This is a genomic window from Parapedobacter sp. GCM10030251, from assembly GCF_042666505.1.
Classification (GTDB): domain Bacteria; phylum Bacteroidota; class Bacteroidia; order Sphingobacteriales; family Sphingobacteriaceae; genus Parapedobacter.
Map to the genome: position 1 here is coordinate 1090561 of NZ_JBHTDN010000001.1, position 19783 is coordinate 1110343.

Below are 19783 nucleotides of genomic sequence, written 5' to 3' on the forward strand. Positions count from 1 at the left end.
TTATAGGGTGTTAAAAAGCATTTACGCCGTTGACGGTAGTGTATTTAAAACTCAACTTCTGTTCCGGATGCACGTATTTGAAGGCGCTTTGTGCCATCAATGCGGCTTCATGGAAACCGCAAAGGATGAGTTTAAGCTTACCGGGATACGTGTTTATATCACCAATGGCATAAATACGTTCGACCCCGGTCGAGTAATCTTTCGTATCCACGGCGATCGCGGACTTATCGATGCTCAGTCCCCAGTCAGCAATCGGGCCCAGTTTCGGACTTAATCCAAACAGCGGGATGAGCGCATCGGTCTCTATGAACTGTTCCTGCTTGTGTTTATCGGTCACACCCACCTGGCTTAGTACACCGTTGCCACGGACACTGCTGAGATTACTTTGTAGGAGCAACTGTATTTTTCCGCTTGCCGCTAAGGCAAAAACCTTTTCGGCCGAGTCTGGAGCGCCACGGAAGCTATCGCTCCGGTGGATTAAGGTTACTTGGCGGGCGACATCACTGAGAAATACCGTCCAGTCGAGTGCCGAATCGCCTCCGCCCGCGATAACAATGCGCTTATCCCGGTAATGCTCGGGATTCTTAACCATATAGGCTACTCCGCGCCCCTCAAAGTCTGTCAGTCCGGGTATCTCAGGTTTCCGGGGCTCAAATGAACCGAGCCCACCTGCGATAACGATCACCTGCGCATGGATAACCGTGTTCTCGCTGCCAACTACCAAGTAAGAACCATCGGCCTGCCGGTCCAGCGTCTCCACGCGTTCGCCGAGCGTGAAAGACGGCTGGAAAGGTTGGATCTGTTCCATTAGGTTATCCACCAACTCCTGCGCACTGATTGCGGGATAACCCGGAATGTCGTATATGGGTTTATGTGGATAGATTTCCGATAACTGCCCGCCCACTTGGGGCAGTGCATCAATTAAATGACATCGCATTTTAAGCAGTCCAGCCTCAAACACGGCAAATAAGCCTACGGGACCGGCCCCAATGATACAGATGTCAGTTGATATATGGTCGTCGGCCAAGGCCGCTGGATTGTTAGCTTGAAATTTCTGTGTTTCCATTGTCAATTTCCAGGTTATTGTATATTGTATTTAATATCCGTTTTAAGTGCTGAAAGTCCTCCTCGTTAAGGTTCTTCCAGGCTTGCATCCGAATCTCACTTACCTGAGCTGACAGGGCTTCGATTTTTTGGACGCCCGCTTTGGTTAAATGAACCACGAAACTACGTCTGTCGGTCGGATTAGCCCTGCGCTCCACTAAATTTTTGCTGACTAATATATCAACAATACGGGTGAGCGTAGGTTGGTCTTTTCCGCAGTAATCGGCCAGTTCCTTTTGGGACAAGTCTGTGTATTGTCCGAGATTTTTTAAGATAGCCCATTGATCGACGGTAATACCGAACTGTTGGCAATTGAATTGATATTGAGCATACTGTTTTACGCGGCGGGCCGTGCGATCTAGGAGAAAAGAATACGCGTTATATTGTTCCATTAGCACGATAATAATTAGCACAACAAATATATGAAATCAATGCGACAAAACCAAACGGATCCTGTACCGTCCGGTTCACAAAGTGTTTTTTTTCCAGTAACTTGCTTTTCGTGAGGTCGTTACTCGTGAACTCGTCCCGCTTTTTCCTCGACATGCTGTATGTACGCCGCCGCTGTGATGTCTCCATTGACATTGAGCGTAGTGCGAGACATATCCAAAATGCGATCGACGCCGTAGATAAGCGCAATCGCCTCGCCCGGGACTCCGATTGAAATCAAAATGGTAACAATGACTGGTAAGGATCCTCCGGGCACGCCAGCGGTACCGACTCCAGCCAGTATGCAGAGCAGTACGACCGTGATTTGCGACCCCCACGTGAGGTCAACATTGAATACCTGTGCCAAAAATAACACCGTGATTCCCTCAAACAATGCGGTTCCGTTCTGGTTTCCCGTACTCCCAATGGTTAGTACAAAATGCGCGATGGGCTTTGGAATTTTCAGCTTCTCAATACTTACGCGTATGGCGGTAGGCAGGGTGGCGTTGCTCGAGCTGGTTGAGAACGCGGTAAGCGTTACCTCGCCCATATCCTTCATAAAACGGATCGGGTTGCGATTAGCGAAATATTTGAGAACAATGGAGTATACCACAAACTGATGGATTGCCAATGCGCCGAGTACGATGAGCACATACCAAAGCAGGGAAATAAGAAAGTCTGCACCGACGTTGAGCACCATATTAAACAGCAAGGCGGCCACCCCGTACGGTGCGAGGGCCATCGCATAACCGATCACTTTAATCACCACTTCGTATAGCCCTTCGAGGAAACTTTTCAGTGTGGCGGTTTTTTCCTCGCCCACGGCAGCCATAGCCACCCCAAAAATCAATGCAAAGAACATAACCGACAAAAGGCCGCCTCCGGTGTGGTTGGAGTTAAATGCATTCGCCATTTCGTCAAACGGATTGCGCGGGATAATCTGCGCCAAAATATCACCTACTGTCCGTTCATCGGCTTCAATCGCCTGCGCCTGGACCGCCGCTTTGGCGGCTTCAGCACCAAACTCACTGACCAAATATTCCCTGGTTTCGTCCGATATGTGTTTTCCGGGATTGAATACGTTAACCATCGTAACCCCGATGAGTACGGCAACAAAGCTTACAATGATCGTGTAAATCAACAGTTTGATTCCCATACGGCCCAATTTTTTCACATCGCCAATTTCGGCGATGCCCAGTATCAATGCCGACAGGATAAGGGGAATGACCATCATAAAGATCAGATTCATAAAGATCTTTCCGATCGGTTCGACCCATTTTACAACGGTAGACAAGGTTTCGGGTGAAAGTCCGAGGTTTTTTACAATTAATCCGGCCACGATGCCGAATATCATACCTATAAAAATCTTTGTGTGTAGCTTCATTCGGATAAAATACGCTTTTTAGGTAATGCTGAGACGACTAGCGAATAGTTTTGTGAGCAGCAGCGACACAAAAATAAGATTATAATCGGCAATAGTAAAAAAAAAGAGGTCGCAGTTCTTTTTCTGCAACCTCTTTTGATGTTTAGTCTGTACACCAAACGCCTTAGGCCTTAGCAGTTTTCAATGCGGCCTTACTTTTTGCATCTGTTATTGCCGGCTCAGCGGGCTGTCTGCTGTCCAAATCCACGATCAATGGTGCTGCCAGGAAAATCGAGGAGTAAGTGGCCACAATAATCCCAACCAAGATAGCGAATGAAAACCCTCTGATCACTTCTCCACCGAACACGAAAAGCACGGCCAATACAAAAATAACCGTTAGCGAAGTAATCACCGTCCGGCTCAGCGTTTTGTTGATGGCTTCGTTTACCGTTGCACCAATATCCTTTTTAGATTTAGACAGCCCCAGATACTCACGCAGGCGGTCGAATACAACCACCGTGTCATTGATCGAGTATCCGACGACCGTCAAGATGGCCGCAACGAAATGCTGATCGATATCCAATGCGAACGGAACAATCCCGTCTAACAACGAAAACAGGGCGAGGATAATCACGATGTCGTGAACCGTAGTAATGGCCGCGGCCACGCTAAACTGCCACCTACGGAAACGCAACAAGATGTACAGCGCAATTACGATAATCGATGCGATACCTGCATAGATGGCTCGCGTTTTCATATCATTTGCAATGGTAGGACCAACTTTTTGCGAACTCGCAATCTCGTAGTTATTGCCCTGAATCTTGGACAGGCCACTATTTAGTTTGTCCAATACCGCTTGATCAGCTTCGTCACTGGTTTCCTCGATTTGATAAGCCGTTGTAACCCGCACCTGACTATCGCCACCGAATGTTTTCACTTCGGTGTTCATTTCAAACGCTTCGTTAAGATTGGACCGGACTTCCTCCAGATTTACAGGTTGTTCAAACCGGACGGTGTAGGTTCGCCCGCCTTGGAAGTCTACTCCGAGACTAAAACCTTTAGTAAAGATAGAAATCAGTCCAATCACAATAACTGCTGCAGAAACAATATAGAATTTTTTCCGGTTTGGCACAAATCCATAATTGGCATTTTGTAAGGTATGCTCGCTCCAACGATGAGAAACCGTAATCGACCACCCCTTGGTAAGCATCCATTCGAAGATAATCCGCGAAATAAATATCGAAGTAAACAACGACGTGATGATACCAATCATTAAGGTTGTTGCAAATCCGAGAATCGGGCCGCTTCCGAAAAAGAAGAGAATGGCACCAGTTAGAAATGTAGTGATCTGAGAATCCAAAATGGACGACATGGCATGTTTATACCCATCAGAAATCGCCTGCCGGATAGACTTGCCACCCCGTAATTCTTCTCGAATCCGTTCATAAATGAGCACGTTTGCATCTACAGCCGTTCCAATTGTCAGCACAATACCCGCGATCCCAGGAAGTGTCAATACCGCGTTTAACGATGCCAACACCCCCATGATAAAGAATACGTTAAAAACGACAGCAATGTTCGCAACCAATCCCGCACGGTTATAATAAAGAATCATGAAGATTAACACCACGATCAATCCAATAACCGACGAGTTAATTCCCGCATCAATAGCGGCTTGCCCTAAGGACGGTCCAACTACAGCTTCTTCCACGATTTTGGCTGTCGTGGGCAGACGACCCGCCTTTAATACGTTAGCGAGGTCTTTAGTATCTTCAATGGTAAAGTTGCCGGTAATTTGAGAAATTCCGTTCGGAATTTCGCCCTGTACGGTAGGCGCTGAGTATACCACGCCATCGAGTACAATGGCGATCGCTTGCTTGTTATTTGCATCGGCGGAAGCCGTAGCCGTAATCCTTCTCCACTCCCGGGCACCCTCGCTATTCATGTACATGGTTACCATCGGGCTATTGGACTGCGGGTCAAAGTCGTCTTTCGCATCGGTGATCACGTTACCGCCCAGAATAGGCCCGGCTTCTACACCACTTGGCTTAACCGCATAGAGCTCCAATTGCTCAGGCGTCTGCGGATTCGGCTTCACGCCCCAAAGCAACTTCACATTCGTAGGAATGATCTGCTTGACAACCGGATTTTCCAGATACCGATTAACCTTGGCCGTGTCGCGGAGCTGGGCATATCCGACAATCGGCCCAGATGCCAGCATCGGCTGATTATTAGGCCCCATTGCGGTAGCCGGACGCAAAACATTGAATAGGGGATTTTGGAGCGCCAGCAGGTTGGCCGAGGAATCTGATGCGTTTAGAGAATCCTGGCTTGCTCCCAAGGTTGCCAATAGTCCCGCTTCCGTGCTGTCTGCCTTGGTTGTGTCAGCGGCGGTTCCGGCTGCTTTTTCCGTTTCTTTCAACGTAGCGGCCAATGCGCTGTTCACATTTTCCAGCATCGGGTAAATCTCAACATTGTGATAGGTCTCCCAGAATTCCAACCTTGCGGAACCCTGCAGGAGTTTCCGAACACGTTCTTGGTCCGTAACGCCCGGCAGTTCAATAAGGATACGATTGGTCCCTTGTTGCAATTGGATGTTAGGCGAAGTCACACCAAATTTATCGATCCGGGTACGTAGTACCTTAAACGAATTATCGATTGCATTGGTGGCTTCCCGTTGAAGAAAACTTTCCACTTGGCCGTCCGTACTATTTGCATTTACGTAGGCACTGTTGTCTTTTGTGGCAAAAAAGCTAGCTAACGTTGCATTTGGGCTGAGTTTTTTAAACTCTTCAACAAAGAGGCTTACGTATCCATTTTGGCTGTTCTTGCTCCGGATATTGGCATTTTCCAATGCTTTATTGAAGTTCTCATCCTTCGGATTATTTGCCAGATTACGCACTAATTCCTGTAACGATACTTCCATCGTTACGTTCATTCCGCCTTTCAAATCCAATCCCAAAGCGATTTCATTTCCTTTGGCTTCACGGTAGGTGTATTTGGCAATACCCAAGTTGTACACCACTTCTCCGGCCATGGAATCCAAATATGCCTTCTCTTTCGCAAAATCACCTTTGGCATATGCCACGGCATCCCGTTCCACCTTGCGGGTGACGAATGTGAACGATAGGGAATAGAGACACGCGATCGTGACCACTATCACCAAAAATTTAATCAGCCCTTTACCTTGCATGTTCTTACGTTAGCTTAGTATTAATCTATCTATTTCCTTACAAAATTTAGTTAAGACGGCAAAGGTATAAAATTTTTAGATAATGAAAGTGTATTTTACAGTTTCTTCACTGCCTATCCGGCTGTCAGGCACGTTTTATCGGTCGTAACAAGAAGTCAGTTCGCTGGGCACACCTGAACGATGCAGTAGTTTGGCAAACTATTTGCTTGCGTATCCGTGGCGTTTCGAACTGCAGCAGCTGCAAATACGAGGTATAATAACCTGCATATGCAGCGTGATGCGCCTGACTAGGTGTGCGGTTACCGACACGCTAAAAACAACATTACATAAATTCCATTAAACAAATTAATCAGATGAAAAACGTATTTTTACTTTTCTTGGTTGCTTCAATCGTGGCATTGGGGACACAAGATGCCGACGCTCAAAGCCGTTATCGGACCGCTTTAGGGCTGGGGATCGATTTGGGCGACGGCCCGACGTTAGTTGGACCACAAATTAAACATTTTTTCGATGCGACTAACGCGGGGAACGCACAAGTATTGTTCGGCGATAACGTTACGGTGCTGGGTGTGGATTATTCGTACAACCAACCTATTCGCGGGGCAAACGGCCTAAGCTGGTACGTAGGTGTCGGTCCGCAGTTGGCCTTTGTAGACAATGGCCGGTGGTGGTACGACGATGACGATTGGGATGACAATAGAACGTTTGTAGCCATTCGTCCAGCTGTGGGCTTGGAGTTCAAAATCCCGTCCGCACCTTTCGCTTTCCATTTCGATTGGAAACCCTGGTGGAACTTATCCAATAACAGCCATTTCGAGCCGGCACGTTTCACATTAGGATTTAAGTTTACCTTCAAATAACGGGCCGCCTGAACCGCTTATCATGAGAAAAAACATATTACTATTGGCTGTGGTCGCATTCGTTGCGGCCGCGCCTTTGTACGCGCAAAAGAAGGTCTCGCCCGGCATACGCGCGGGAGTCAATATCGCGACGTTAAGCAATATCGACGCCGATTTCAAGACCGATTTTTACGCTGGAGCCATCCTTAGCCTCAATTTAGCGCAACGCTATACCCTGCAGCCAGAATTGATCTATACCCGGCAGGGTGCTAATAGCGTTGCTTTTGTGGACGAAGAGACCGGACAGCCCAACGGACACGAAGACGTAACCATTCAGTATCTTTCGTTGGGAGTGGTCAATAAATTCTATTTTGTTGAAGGATTTCACGGGTTGGTTGGTCCTTCGCTCGATATGAAAATCGGGAAAAATTTTCCCCGCATTGATTTCGACGACGACGATTATGGTGGGGTCGACCTCGGAATCGCCCTTGGCCTTGGTTATACACTGCCATTCGGATTGACGGTCGAAGGGCGTTTCAAGACCGGATTGCTGGATGCCTTCAACAATGACTATTTCTTAGGAATATTCGATGACCCAGATAAGGTTTCGCTTAACCGGGTGTTTCAGATAGGTTTAAGCTATTCCTTTTAATGCCAGGATTCACGCAAAGGTTGCAAAGATGCTGTATGTTCTGGGTACAGCTCTAAAGAAATGTTTGCATGCTTTGCGTGAATTTCCGTTCTCCTACCTGATGACTTTTTTACTTGTAGAAGAGATAAAAATTTAGTAATTTTGCCCGGCAAATAGTAACTCCAATACATATTTGCCATGCATTTAGATCCCGAAAAATTCGTAGCTGAGGGCCTCACCTACGATGATGTGCTTTTAATACCTGCTTATTCAGAAGTCCTGCCCCGTGATGTGGACACCAGTACACATCTGACTAAAACGATTCGATTGAAGATTCCCCTCATATCGGCGGCCATGGATACGGTGACCGGCTCAGACCTTGCGATCGCGATTGCACAGGCCGGAGGATTGGGTATGTTACATAAAAATATGAGCATCGCAGACCAAGCGGCTGAGGTACGCAAAGTAAAGCGGTCGGAAAGCGGTATGATTCAGGATCCCGTTACCCTGCACGAGGATGCGACCGTAGGCGATGCATTTCAGATTATGAAGGAGCACAAAATCGGGGGAATTCCCATCATCAACCGCAATAATAAATTGGTGGGTATTGTGACGAATCGCGATCTTCGCTTCCAGAAAGACATGAGGCGTCCCATCGCCGAGATGATGACCAAAGAGGGGTTAGTCGTGGCACCGATCGGAACGGACCTCCTGAAAGCGGAGACCATCCTACAGGATCATAAAATCGAGAAGTTGCCCGTGGTCAATGATGACCACGTACTTGTGGGATTGATTACATTCAAAGATATCCAGAAATACAGGCATTTTCCCAACGCCGCTAAGGACAGTCATGGCAGACTGCTGGTGGGAGCAGCCGTTGGTGTAACCGCCGACACAATGGACCGCGTCGACGCGCTTGTAAAGGCCGGTGTCGATGTCATTACGATCGACACAGCACATGGGCATTCAAAGGGGGTGATAGACAAATTGAAGGAAGTGAAAGCTACATTCCCGGATCTTCAGGTCATTGTAGGCAACATCGCTACAGCGGAAGCTGCCCTTGCGCTAGCGGCTGCCGGTGCTGATGCGGTAAAAGTAGGAATCGGTCCGGGGTCAATTTGTACCACCCGTATCATTGCCGGAGTGGGAGTGCCTCAGTTGTATGCAGTCTATGAGGTTGCAAAAGCGCTCCGCGGAAGCGGGGTTCCGGTTATTGCCGATGGAGGCATCAAACAGACCGGTGACATTGCAAAAGCGATTGCTGCGGGTGCCGATACCGTCATGGCGGGTTCACTGTTTGCGGGAGTGGAAGAGGCGCCGGGCGAAACGATTATTTACGAAGGCCGTAAATTCAAATCTTACCGCGGGATGGGGTCTGTCGAGGCCATGGAGCAGGGATCCAAAGACCGCTATTTCCAGGATGTGGAAGATGACATTAAAAAGCTGGTACCGGAGGGGATTGTTGGACGGGTGGCTTACAAAGGGACGTTGGCTGAAGTCGTATACCAATACGTCGGTGGATTGCGAGCCAGTATGGGATATTGTGGTGCCGCGACAATTCAGGCGTTGCAGGGAGCACGATTTGTAAAGATCACCGGAGCAGGTTTACGTGAGAGTCATCCCCATAACATTACCATCACAAAAGAGGCGCCTAATTACCATAGCAGGCCTTAAGAGACGACAAACCTATCCCTTCGCAACAAAAAAGAGCTGTATACGTTGGTTTACAGCTCTTTTTTGTTTTAAAAAATACGCTCGTGGGCGGTTATTCAATACGCAAACCCAGCAATCGATAAAATTCCTTCAGGATAGCGGGGTGGCCAGGCCAAGCCGGGGAGGTGACCAGATTGCCATCGACAATGGCCTCCGTAGCCGGAATATTTTTCCAAGTGCCGCCCGCCAATTCGATATCCGGTCCTACCGCTACGTATGCCGTGAGTGTGCGGCCAGAAAGCACTTTCGCGGCGGTTAGAATCTGGATACCATGACAGATAGCTGCTACCGGTTTATTTTCATCAAAAAAATGACGTGTAATTTCGAGCACCCGTTTGTTAAGACGGATGTATTCGGGTGCCCGCCCCCCAGCAATGTAAAGTCCATCGTACGTTGCCGGATCAACGGCGTCAAAGTCAGCCGTGATCCCGAAATTATGTCCCGGTGTTTCGCGGTACGTCTGGTCGCCTACAAAGTCGTGCACCGCCGTCGGCACCGTATCACCCTTTTTTCGGTCAGGGGCGATAGTGTCAACGGAAAGGCCAACAGACAACATGGCTTGGTACGGAACCATTGCTTCATAATCTTCTACGTAATCACCTACTAACAATAAGATGCGTTTTGCCATAGTAATTAAAATTATTGTGAATACTCAATTTCATGTATAGAATGGATAGAAAAATCGAACTAAAGTTACTAAATACCTAACAAAATCCGATCGGCTATTGCCATTCCCTTGTCAATATCTGTTTGCTGAATAATTAACGCGGGCCGGAAGCGGACCGACCGTTCGCCACACCCCAGGAACAATACGCCGTGTTCCATCCCGGTTTTCAAGAACGCATCACGTTTTGACCTGTCGGGTAAGTCGAATGCGCAGAAAAGTCCCTTCCCGCGTACGTTAGACAATTGGTTGTGGCGGGCCGCCAGTTCGAGCAGCCGGTGCTGGAGGTGATTGCCCACACGATTCACATGGGAAAGCAATTGATCTTCTTCAATAATTTCCAGGATTTTCGTCGCGCGGACCATATCAACCAGACTGCCACCCCAGGTTGAATTGATACGGGAAGGGACACGGAAGACATTGGTTTCGATATCATCCACCCGTGTGCCCGCAAGAATACCACACACCTGCATTTTCTTGCCGAAGGCAAGGATATCTGGCCGGGCGTCTTTTCCAAAATGTTCATGCCCCCAAAATTTGCCGGTTAGTGCTACACCGGTCTGCACTTCGTCATAGACCAGCAAGGCTTCGTTTTCATCGGCAAGAATCCGCAATTGTTCCATAAATTCGGTTCTGAAGTGGTTGTCGCCCCCTTCGCCCTGTATCGGTTCAATGATAATGGCACAGATGTCATCTTTGTTTTCTATAAAAGCCTGTTTTATCTGTTCCACGCTGTATAGCTCTCTCTTTATTACGTCGTCGATGTTTTCGGCAGTCAGCGGAAAAACCAACTTGGGAGCGCTTACGCGCGGCCATTCAAATTTTGTAAACCACTTCGTCTTATTAGGCTGGGTATTGGTAAGACTTAGCGTATAGCCTGACCGTCCGTGGAATGCCTGTTCAAAGTGAAGTATTTTTCCTCCTTTTTCATATCTATAACCCTTCTTGAAGTTTTTTTGCACCTTCCAATCCATGGCAACTTTTAACGCATTTTCAATGGCTAACGCGCCTCCCGATATGAAAAATGCATGTGGTAGGTAATCCGGGACTGCTATACGGTAAAACGTTTCCACAAAATGCGCATACTCAACGGTATAGATGTCAGAATTGGATGGATTGACCAACGCGGCGTTCAGCAAACTTTGCCTAAACGCCTGATCGTCCAACATTTTTGGGTGATTATAACCAAGAGGAACGGAAGCGAAACAAGTAAAAAAATCGAGTAGTTCGCGCTGGTGCTTGGAGTCATATATGGTGACTCCACGACTTCGGGCCAAATCAAAAGTTAGGTCGTAACCATCCGCCAATATATGTTTGGCCAACGTCTGACGCACCTGATCGGGTGGGACCGTGATTTTGTACATAATTCATACGGGCTGGTTCTTTCAAATATAGCTTTTTGACGCTACGCATGCAAACTTTTTTCCATGCCCAATATTCCGACAAGCCCACCCGTATGGATTAAAAGTATCTTGTCACCGTCAGCGAAATAGCCAGCCCGTGCGAGGTCAAATACAGCGTAACACAGCTTGCCCGTATACACCGGTTCAATCAGAATGCCCGTTTTTTGGCAGAAATAACTAATAAATGCATTGAGTTCGGGCTTGGTTTTGGCGTATCCTCCGAAATGGTAATCGGTATGCAGGGTACATAGGTCGATACCCCCTTGCGAGCATAAATCGGCAACTTGCCCGTATAAGAAAGTCCCTCCCGACAGCACAGAAACCCCGTGTGCGCGCGTGTTTAATGTTTTTGTGGCCAGGGCATCCGTGATTCCGGCTAAGGTAGTGCCCGTGCCGACTGCGCAAAAGATATGGTCATAGCGCTCTGACAACTCGCTTACGATTTCACCGCATCCTTTAGATGCCTCGCCCGAATAGCCGCCTTCGTCGACAAAGTATGCGGTTGGTTCTCCGCCAAAGGCTTGATTAAATAAATCATGCTTGTCCCGGTATGCGGCGCGATCCACAAATCGTAATTCCATCCCGAATAGCGCACAGAGCGACAAGTTTGCGTTCGATACCGATTCGCCACGAACGAATGCGGTCGTTTTGAATCCGAACTTGGCACCAGCACACGCTGTGGCCAAAAGGTGATTAGACCAGGCACCGCCAAATGTAACCAAGTGCGTTCTCCGTTGGTTGGCCGCATCTTCCAGTATATACTTTAGCTTTCGCCATTTGTTGCCTGATATAAAGGGATGTATGAGATCATCACGCTTGATGTGTAGGGTTAGTCCTTTCTCCCGGAAGATGGGGAAATCAAGCGGTTCAATGGGGCTGTAGAAGTCGAATGGAAACATGCCGTTTTTTGCAAAAATACTGAATTTTGGTTCGCTTTTTGCCTAAGTTTGCGCCATGGTTGACGACTTGGAATTGCAGGAATCCGACGAACAGGATTTGTTTGAACACCTGCGTATCGTGGTGGATAGGGGGCAGGCATTGCTGCGTATCGATAAGTTCCTAATAAACAGGATTGAGAATGCTTCCCGGAATCGTATTCAGAATGCGATTGCTGCCGGAACAGTACTCGTCAACGGACAACCGGTAAAATCCAGTTACAAAGTAAAGCCGTCGGATGTCATTTCAGTGGTGTTGCCGCATCCGCCAAGGGATACTGAAATCTATCCCGAGAATATTCCCCTCGATGTATATTACGAAGACGACGATTTGCTGATCGTAAACAAGCCGGCCGGCATGGTCGTACATCCGGGGTACAACAATTACACGGGCACCCTAGTCAATGCCTTGGTATATCATTTTTCGAGATTCCCGCAACTGCCGGGCAACGATGGCCGCCCGGGGCTCGTGCATCGGATCGATAAAGACACCAGCGGTCTCTTGGTTATCGGCAAGAACGAATGGGCATTAACTTATCTGGCGAAACAATTCTTCGACCACACCATAACCCGCAAATACATCGCATTGGTTTGGGGCGATCTTTCGGCAGATGGTACCGTTACGGGATATATCGGCCGAAGCCAGAGAGACCGGAAAGTAATGGCGGTATACGATACGCCAGATAACGGAAAGTGGTCCGTTACACATTATCGCGTATTGGAACGGCTCAATTACGTGACGCTGATCGAATGTCAATTGGAGACCGGCCGTACCCATCAGATTCGCGCCCATTTGCAATCCATTGGTCATCCGTTGTTTAACGATTCGGTGTACGGGGGAAATCGGATCCTAAAAGGGACGGTATTCACTAAATACAAACAATTTGTGGAGAACTGTTTTGCGTTGCTCCCGCGTCAAGCGTTGCATGCACAGAGTCTCGGATTCCAGCATCCTACATCCAAAACACAAATGGAATTTACTTCGCCGTTGCCGGCGGATTTCAGCTCGTGCCTGGAGAAATGGAGGGCGTACGCAACGAACAGTGACTCATAAACGCGGAGCAGACTTTCAATTTCAATTCAAACTTTCAATTCACAGAAGCATAAATGCCCGTACATTACATCGATTTCAATAATCAATTAGTACCCGAAGGAGAAGCCATTCTTACTGTCGAAAACCGAGCTTTCCGTTATGGCGACGGACTCTTCGAAACCATGCGTTGGATGGATGGAGATATCCGCTTTCTTTCCCATCACGTATCAAGACTACAAGACGGAATGCGTCTTCTGCAATTGGAACGTCCTGCTGATTTTGATGCACATTTTATCCGTTCGCGCGCTATTGAACTTATTAGAAAAAACGGGTTGGAAGGGCATCATGTGCGCATTCGTCTTCAGGTATACCGAGATGGCGGAGGGCTTTATAGTCCGCAGCAGAACCAAGCCGCTTATGTGATGAGTGTCGCCAAACTCGATCCGGACGATGTCAAACACCGTAAAATCGGGCTGATAGTTGACGTATATTCCGATTTTCGGAAGCCTTACAGTGAGCTTTCCAAGCTTAAATCGGCCAACTCCTTGGTATATGTGATGGCGGGTTTATACCGCAAAAAGAACGGTTTGGATGATGTTCTGATTCTTAATCAGGAGGGTTTTCTGTGCGAATCCCTCAGTTCGAATATCTTTATTTGGTATGGAAAGAAGCTTTACACTCCAGCGATTAGCGAAGGGTGCATTGATGGCGTCATGCGTCGGATTGTGATTGAAATGGCGCTGGAAGACGGATTGGAGGTAATCGAAGCTCAAATCAGTCCGGCTATCATGAGCCAGGCAGATGAGATATTCCATACCAATGCGATACATGGCGTTCAGTGGGTAATGGGGTATAAACAGAAGCGCTATTTCAACCGTATCTCCCGTATGTTACAGGAGAAATTACTGCTTATGCAGGGCTGAACGCTAGCAATGTAAACGTCAACGCTTACTTACTTCGCCTCCGAAAATCCCACTAATTCGTCCCAAGTAGTACCCTGTCGGCGATTGTAGACGAGAACCTGGTAGGTGTTGTTGGTTTCGAAGTGATCCCCGCTTGAGAAAGTCGTACTTACCTCGCCGGACGGACTGACGTATACGTATTCGTAATCATACAATCCCTGTTTGAGCAAGAGCGTCCCCTTCCATTGTTTTTGGCCGGGATCATACTGTAATTTATTGGTTTCGTCCCGTTGGTAGCCGTTAAAGCCCCCAACGACATAAATAGCTCCTTCCGTCACTGCATCACTGGCCAAGGTGAACTGCACGTTTATATAATCTGACTCGGTATCTGCATTATTTTTATCCTGATTACGGATAAAAAAATGTCCGTTTTCATCGAAAGTTGAGGCATAGGAGGCATTGCTGTAATTTTCGTCAGGGATAAGATCAACGCGGACGGTACTGTCAATCTGGATATTGGCCATCCGTTCCGAAGCCAATCTCAGACTGCGTAAATCGATATATCTGAATTCATTGCCTCCTCCGAAATCCAGTGTACGGTTGTCATGATACCTTAATTCGCTATTATTTACGAACTGAGGCGTAGTAAGCCATTGTTGAATATCAGGACGCTGGTTTTGCAGAACTAAGATTTTGACATCCTGATAAGGATTGTTTACCGTAAGCCCTCCGGTATTTACCGTAACATTCAGTTTCTGATTTTTATTTCGTTTAGCGACGTCCACGGAAGGGACCAATTGGAATGAAACCGACATTAAGGGGGCTAGTACATAGAAGCGTCTGGTGATGATCAAGCGGCTCTTATCCGCATCTTCGTAGACCTTCAGCAAATAGTTGCCTGCTAACTTAGGCCTAACGTTCTCTGACGGAAAATTAACACGGTAATGGGCGTAAGACTGAAGGGTATTCACGGAAGTGCTGTATTCAAGGATGCGGTCTTCGTTATAACCCTCGGCATATTCCAACGGTGAAAGTCTGCTAGGAACCCAATTGGCGTCACAATGTTCGATACTGAAATAGTAATTACGGACGTCCCCGCGTAAGTCATCGAATGCCAGCATCAATTGATCGTCGCTGAACAGTTCGATGACGGGAAATGCGTTTTCTTGGTCCACTGGATAAAACTGAACCGATTTAATGGTCTGCAGGTAATTGATGTTGTCGTACACCAACTCTTGCTGCGGGCTCCGTTCACGAGATGTCCGTTTTTTTTTCTGCTTCTGGGCAATTAACCCCAAACAGATGTGTGACAGAACGATTATCAATATTAATTTCCTCAAACCTGGTAAGATTACTAGTTGAAAACTAATCACTGACAATAATCTCCTCCGCTAATTTTTCCCATTGCTGTTGGAGTTCCATAAGTTCTTTTTTTAGCGTTTCATAGTGCCTAGAAGCTTCTTTTAGCTTTTCGGGATTTGTATAAATGGTTTCCTGTGCCATAAGGCCCTCGGTTTCCTTGATGGTTTGTTCGATATCGGCAATGCGCTGTTCAACCCCTTCCAACTCTTTCTGCAATTTTTTGTTTTGCCGGTCGCGATCTTCACTCTTGGGCGATGCCGATTGCGCGGGCGTATGTTGTTTAAGAGGTTTGATCGCTGCTTTTTCCGGAGCTGCCGTTAGCGTACGTTTTGACTGCCATTCCTCGAACTCTTGGTAAGTGCCGGGATACTCCTTTATTTTCCGGTCTTCAATGTACCAGATTTTATTGGCCACGTTATCGAGCAGGTAGCGATCGTGCGAAACGACAATGAACGTTCCTTCAAACTGTCGTAGTGCCTGTATCAGTATATTTACCGACTGAATATCGAGGTGATTGGTCGGCTCGTCCAGCACCAGAAAATTGGCATCTGCGGTGAGTGCCTTTGCCAGGGCTACACGCGATTTTTCCCCACCGGATAATACACGGATCTTCTTGAATGCGTCGTCACCGGTAAATAGGAAGCATCCCAGAATGGAACGGAGTTCCGTTTCGGTGTGCTTCGGCGCGAAAGCCTGCAGTTCCTGCAAAATTTCGTGATCCAAGTGAAGCGCCTCGAGCTGATGCTGGGCGAAGAAAGTCTGCGTGACATTATGGCCCGTTTCGCTTTTTCCTGTAAAATCATTGTCGGCGTTTGCCACAATACGCAACAACGTTGATTTTCCTTTTCCATTGGCGCCAATCAGTGCTATTTTATCGCCCTTTTCAATGATTGCATCCGTATGCTCAAGGATGGGCAGGCCTGGATAGGATTTACTGATGTCCTCAAGCCGTACCACGTGCCGCCCGGATTGCTTGCTGAATTTAAACCGGAAATTGACTGTCGGATTATAATCGTCCACGTCTTCCACTCGTTCCATGCGTTCCAGGGCCTTAATGCGCGACTGCACCATTTTGGCTTTGCTGGCTTTTGCCCGGAACCGTTCAATTAAACGTTCTTCTTGTTTAATTTTAGCCTGCTGGTTTTTATATTGATTGCTTTGGATTTCCTCTCGCAGCGCTTTTTCTTCTAGGTAAAAGCTGTAATTTCCGGCATACTGAATAAGTTTTCCGCGTTTAGACTCCACAATGATATTGACAACACGATCCAGAAAGTAGCGATCGTGCGATACGATGACGATGGCCCCGTCAAATGCTTGCAAGTAACTTTCCAGCCACTTAATGGAAGGCAAGTCCAGGTGGTTAGTTGGCTCGTCGAGCAGCAGGATGTCAGGTGCCTGGAGCAATATTCGCGCTAACATTACCCGCATACGCCAGCCTCCCGAGAATTCAGAGAGCGGTCGTTTCTGGTCATCATCGCTAAAGCCCAAGCCAGCCAGGATCTCATGGGCCCGGTATTCAATGCTATATCCGTCCAGCGCCTCAAACTCAGATTGCTTGTCACTCAGCTTTTGGATAATGTCATCGGAGTAGTCCGTTTCAAGTTTTTTAAGCAGCCGCTCAATCTCGGCGTGCAATTGATTTTGGCGTTCGAAAGCCTCCATGGCAACATGAAGGATACTTTTGTTGGATTCATACGACAATAAATCCTGGTTGAGGTATCCGATTTTGAGGTCTTTGGCCATTGAGATGGTTCCCGACGTTGGGGCATATTCGCCTACAATCAGTTTTAGCAATGTCGTTTTGCCGGTACCATTGGCTCCGATAAGACCAGTTTTGTCACCGGGTTTTATATGCCAGTTGGCTTCATCATACAACGCACGGGCACCTATTTCAAATGTAAGGTTATTTATCGCAATCATTTCGGATGCAAAAGTACGTTTTTTTTCGCTCTAAAACCTACCTTTGTGGCCATGTATAAACTGGTAAAACCCATTTTATTTTCCCTCGATCCGGAAGAAGCACATCACTTGGTTTCGGGCGGTCTGCGATCTTTTTGCAAGGTATGGGGCGGGAAGCGTGTGCTCAAATCCATCTATGCTTACGAGCATCCCAAACTTGCACGTAATGTATTTGGGCTGACCTTCAAAAATCCCATCGGGCTTGCCGCGGGGTTTGACAAAAATGCCGCTTTCGTAGAAGAAATGGACGCATTGGGCTTTGGATTCGTTGAGATCGGGACCGTTACCCCAAAACCGCAGCCCGGTAATGAGCGACCGAGGCTATTTCGCTTGGTCAATGACAAAGCACTGATTAACCGGATGGGATTCAACAACCAGGGGGTGGATGTGGCCGCAAACCGGTTGCGGCACTTAAAGAAGCATACGTCGATAGTCGTTGGAGGCAACATCGGTAAAAATAAAACAACGACCAACGAAGATGCGGTAAAGGATTACATCGTTTGCTTCGACACACTTTTTGATGTGGTGGATTATTTTGTCGTCAACGTCAGTTCACCCAATACGCCCGGATTACGAGCGCTTCAAGATAAGGAACCGTTGATGCGTATTTTGAATGCCTTGCAGCAACGCAATCAAAAAGAAGGGATATCGCGTCCCATATTACTCAAAATCGCGCCAGACCTAACAGATGGCCAGTTAGATGATATCATTGCGATTGTCCAGGAAACCGGAATTGCCGGGATCGTCGCGACTAACACTACTGTTGGACGTGAGGGATTGAAAGACGTTCGCAAGGCCTCGGAAGCAGGGGGCTTGAGTGGCGTTCCGTTGACAAAGCGCTCAACGGATATCATCCGCTACCTTTCGACCCACTCCAATCAAACCATCCCGATCATTGGCGTCGGCGGAATACATAAGCCGGAGGATGCGCTGGAGAAGCTGGATGCGGGAGCAGCTTTGATCCAATTGTATACCGGCTTTATATACGAGGGGCCGGCGCTCATTAAGCAGATCGGCAAAAAAATAGCCCACAGATCATAATTCTGTGGGCTACACTAAGCTTTAAGTCAATAGCCTATTGCAACGCATCCAAGCGTGCCTGTAACTCATCAATTTTTGCTTGGTCTTCCTTGATTTCGTAATACCTTTTTAGGTTGGTCAGTGCCACTTGAGATTTTCCGTCGATCTCTACTGCTTTTTCTAGATAGGGTAGGGCCGTGTCGAAGATGTCATAAGCTTTCTTGATTTCAGCATCGTATTCAGCTTGTTGAAGATTGGCGTTGTTCGTCTTATTGAAATGATCAATTCCCTTATTCAAGATCAATCCACCCAAGTTGATATTCGCATCCAGATAGTTTGGATCAATTTCCAGTGCCTTTCTGTAAGAAGCTTCAGCTTTCTCGGTATCACCGGTTTCGCTATATGCAATTCCGAGGTAATAGTGCAAGTTTTTGTTGTCCGGATCTTTACTCACCTGATCGTTGATGGCTTTAATGGTTTGATCGTCGTTACCCGCCATCAGGTTGAGTTCGATGTGCTGCGTGGCCAATTCAGCGTCTCCTGGATACTTCTGGGTTCCTATTTCGGCGTATTTGATCGCATTGGCGGTATCACCCTGCATCAAATAAAGGCGGGAGACATCCAAGATAATCTGCCGATTGTTGGAAAAGCTATCAATCGGCACCAATTCAACATATTTTGCCAATGCTTTGTCGTAATCTTGTGCATTGACAGCCGCCATCCCTGAATAATACAATAGCGTAGTATCGCCCGGCAGGTACGTCAGCCCCTTATCAAACGCAGTATATGCTCCCTGAAAGTCCTGGCTATCCCAAAGTTTAGCACCCTTGTTCAGTTCATATTGAGCAAGAATAGATCCGAGGATATTTAGGTTCTGCGCGTTTTCTTTTTCGGTATCCAGACTGATTGCTTTCTCCCGAGCCTCAACAGCCTTTTGGATGTATTGCTCTGAGGCTTCTGTAGAATCCAACAAAGCCAAATCGGCATTTACCAGCGCATAGTAGGTCCATGTTTCCGCCAAATTCATGGTTTTTTCATGTTCAATTGCCTTTTCCAACGCTTCCTTGGCAATATTCAAATCACTTACGCCCAACGCAGCATTGCCGACGGACTTCACCTCATTGAACTTATCGTAGCTTGTTTTTGCTTTCCTTAGGTTGCTGGTTTGCGAAAACGCTGTCAAGGAGGCGAGAACCAGTGTACCTAATAAAATGGATTTCACTTTCATGATCT

General features: G+C 47.4%; 16 protein-coding genes. 6 read left to right on the forward strand and 10 right to left on the reverse strand.

The features are described from left to right. Nucleotides 1–10 precede the first annotated feature (10 nt). From ACFQRK_RS04860 to secDF, 4 genes are all read right to left on the reverse strand, one after another. Nucleotides 11–1066, reverse strand: a complete 1056-nt coding sequence (locus ACFQRK_RS04860) for an NAD(P)/FAD-dependent oxidoreductase (protein WP_379004218.1) — start codon at nt 1064–1066, stop codon at nt 11–13. Beyond that, nucleotides 1041–1496 (reverse strand): MarR family winged helix-turn-helix transcriptional regulator, encoded by a 456-nt coding sequence (locus tag ACFQRK_RS04865; RefSeq protein WP_379004220.1) that lies wholly within the window; start codon nt 1494–1496, stop codon nt 1041–1043. Before ACFQRK_RS04865 ends, ACFQRK_RS04860 begins: the two co-directional genes overlap by 26 nt. Nucleotides 1497–1615: 119 nt before the next feature. After that, complete coding sequence (locus ACFQRK_RS04870) at nt 1616–2917, reverse strand: dicarboxylate/amino acid:cation symporter (protein WP_379004222.1); 1302 nt, start codon at nt 2915–2917, stop codon at nt 1616–1618. A 163-nt stretch (nt 2918–3080) separates the two neighbouring features. Beyond that, nucleotides 3081–6089 carry a protein translocase subunit SecDF gene (gene secDF / locus ACFQRK_RS04875; protein WP_379004223.1) on the reverse strand — a complete coding sequence of 1003 codons (3009 nt, stop codon included), beginning with the start codon at nt 6087–6089 and terminating at the stop codon, nt 3081–3083. A gap of 353 nt (nt 6090–6442) precedes the next feature. Between secDF and ACFQRK_RS04880 the strand changes: the two genes are divergently transcribed. From ACFQRK_RS04880 to guaB, 3 genes are all read left to right on the forward strand, one after another. Continuing rightward, the gene (locus tag ACFQRK_RS04880; RefSeq protein WP_379004225.1) at nt 6443–6949 is read left to right on the forward strand and encodes a hypothetical protein; all 507 of its coding nucleotides are present in this window, start codon (nt 6443–6445) and stop codon (nt 6947–6949) included. Between the two features lie 22 nt (nt 6950–6971). Next, nucleotides 6972–7580 carry a porin family protein gene (locus ACFQRK_RS04885; RefSeq protein ID WP_379004227.1) on the forward strand — a complete coding sequence of 203 codons (609 nt, stop codon included), beginning with the start codon at nt 6972–6974 and terminating at the stop codon, nt 7578–7580. 177 nt (nt 7581–7757) lie between these two features. After that, a complete protein-coding gene (guaB, locus tag ACFQRK_RS04890; RefSeq protein ID WP_379004228.1) occupies nt 7758–9233 on the forward strand; it encodes an IMP dehydrogenase in 1476 nt (491 codons plus the stop codon). 91 nt (nt 9234–9324) lie between these two features. Here the strand turns inward: guaB and ACFQRK_RS04895 are convergent, their stop codons facing one another. The 3 genes from ACFQRK_RS04895 to ACFQRK_RS04905 form a co-directional block, all read right to left on the reverse strand. Next, on the reverse strand, nt 9325–9900 hold the full coding sequence (locus tag ACFQRK_RS04895) for a DJ-1/PfpI family protein (protein WP_379004229.1): 576 nt from the start codon (nt 9898–9900) through the stop codon (nt 9325–9327). A gap of 68 nt (nt 9901–9968) precedes the next feature. Further along, complete coding sequence (gene lat, locus ACFQRK_RS04900; RefSeq protein WP_379004230.1) at nt 9969–11300, reverse strand: L-lysine 6-transaminase; 1332 nt, start codon at nt 11298–11300, stop codon at nt 9969–9971. A gap of 41 nt (nt 11301–11341) precedes the next feature. Beyond that, nucleotides 11342–12238: a 1-aminocyclopropane-1-carboxylate deaminase/D-cysteine desulfhydrase gene (locus tag ACFQRK_RS04905; RefSeq protein ID WP_379004232.1), complete on the reverse strand. Its 897-nt coding sequence runs from the start codon at nt 12236–12238 to the stop codon at nt 11342–11344. A gap of 55 nt (nt 12239–12293) precedes the next feature. Here ACFQRK_RS04905 and ACFQRK_RS04910 point away from each other — a divergent pair, with 55 nt between their 5' ends. Together ACFQRK_RS04910 and ACFQRK_RS04915 are read left to right on the forward strand one after the other, a co-directional pair. Next, a complete protein-coding gene (locus ACFQRK_RS04910) occupies nt 12294–13328 on the forward strand; it encodes an RluA family pseudouridine synthase (protein ID WP_379004233.1) in 1035 nt (344 codons plus the stop codon). 53 nt (nt 13329–13381) lie between these two features. Then, nucleotides 13382–14230: an aminotransferase class IV gene (locus ACFQRK_RS04915; protein WP_379004235.1), complete on the forward strand. Its 849-nt coding sequence runs from the start codon at nt 13382–13384 to the stop codon at nt 14228–14230. Between the two features lie 29 nt (nt 14231–14259). On the opposite strand, the gene ACFQRK_RS04920 is transcribed toward ACFQRK_RS04915, so the two are convergent. Together ACFQRK_RS04920 and ACFQRK_RS04925 are read right to left on the reverse strand one after the other, a co-directional pair. Continuing rightward, entirely contained in the window at nt 14260–15549 is a 1290-nt protein-coding gene (locus tag ACFQRK_RS04920) for a type IX secretion system plug protein domain-containing protein (RefSeq protein WP_379004236.1), read from the reverse strand. A gap of 25 nt (nt 15550–15574) precedes the next feature. After that, on the reverse strand, nt 15575–17491 hold the full coding sequence (locus ACFQRK_RS04925) for an ABC-F family ATP-binding cassette domain-containing protein (protein WP_379004238.1): 1917 nt from the start codon (nt 17489–17491) through the stop codon (nt 15575–15577). A 51-nt stretch (nt 17492–17542) separates the two neighbouring features. Here ACFQRK_RS04925 and ACFQRK_RS04930 point away from each other — a divergent pair, with 51 nt between their 5' ends. After that, nucleotides 17543–18571: a quinone-dependent dihydroorotate dehydrogenase gene (locus tag ACFQRK_RS04930; protein WP_379004239.1), complete on the forward strand. Its 1029-nt coding sequence runs from the start codon at nt 17543–17545 to the stop codon at nt 18569–18571. A gap of 34 nt (nt 18572–18605) precedes the next feature. On the opposite strand, the gene ACFQRK_RS04935 is transcribed toward ACFQRK_RS04930, so the two are convergent. Then, nucleotides 18606–19778: a tetratricopeptide repeat protein gene (locus ACFQRK_RS04935; RefSeq protein ID WP_379004241.1), complete on the reverse strand. Its 1173-nt coding sequence runs from the start codon at nt 19776–19778 to the stop codon at nt 18606–18608. Nucleotides 19779–19783: the final 5 nt, after the last annotated feature.

Bases quoted from the DNA above. Each gene is read 5' to 3' on its own strand.
- ACFQRK_RS04910 (WP_379004233.1), top strand. From the start codon at position 12,294: ATGGTTGACGACTTGGAATTGCAGGAATCCGACGAACAGGATTTGTTT.
- secDF (WP_379004223.1), bottom strand. From the start codon at position 6,089: ATGCAAGGTAAAGGGCTGATTAAATTTTTGGTGATAGTGGTCACGATC.
- ACFQRK_RS04930 (WP_379004239.1), top strand. From the start codon at position 17,543: ATGTATAAACTGGTAAAACCCATTTTATTTTCCCTCGATCCGGAAGAA.
- ACFQRK_RS04865 (WP_379004220.1), bottom strand. From the start codon at position 1,496: ATGGAACAATATAACGCGTATTCTTTTCTCCTAGATCGCACGGCCCGC.
- ACFQRK_RS04880 (WP_379004225.1), top strand. From the start codon at position 6,443: ATGAAAAACGTATTTTTACTTTTCTTGGTTGCTTCAATCGTGGCATTG.
- ACFQRK_RS04925 (WP_379004238.1), bottom strand. From the start codon at position 17,491: ATGATTGCGATAAATAACCTTACATTTGAAATAGGTGCCCGTGCGTTG.
- lat (WP_379004230.1), bottom strand. From the start codon at position 11,300: ATGTACAAAATCACGGTCCCACCCGATCAGGTGCGTCAGACGTTGGCC.
- ACFQRK_RS04895 (WP_379004229.1), bottom strand. From the start codon at position 9,900: ATGGCAAAACGCATCTTATTGTTAGTAGGTGATTACGTAGAAGATTAT.
- ACFQRK_RS04915 (WP_379004235.1), top strand. From the start codon at position 13,382: ATGCCCGTACATTACATCGATTTCAATAATCAATTAGTACCCGAAGGA.
- ACFQRK_RS04935 (WP_379004241.1), bottom strand. From the start codon at position 19,778: ATGAAAGTGAAATCCATTTTATTAGGTACACTGGTTCTCGCCTCCTTG.
- ACFQRK_RS04885 (WP_379004227.1), top strand. From the start codon at position 6,972: ATGAGAAAAAACATATTACTATTGGCTGTGGTCGCATTCGTTGCGGCC.
- guaB (WP_379004228.1), top strand. From the start codon at position 7,758: ATGCATTTAGATCCCGAAAAATTCGTAGCTGAGGGCCTCACCTACGAT.
- ACFQRK_RS04905 (WP_379004232.1), bottom strand. From the start codon at position 12,238: ATGTTTCCATTCGACTTCTACAGCCCCATTGAACCGCTTGATTTCCCC.
- ACFQRK_RS04870 (WP_379004222.1), bottom strand. From the start codon at position 2,917: ATGAAGCTACACACAAAGATTTTTATAGGTATGATATTCGGCATCGTG.
- ACFQRK_RS04860 (WP_379004218.1), bottom strand. From the start codon at position 1,066: ATGGAAACACAGAAATTTCAAGCTAACAATCCAGCGGCCTTGGCCGAC.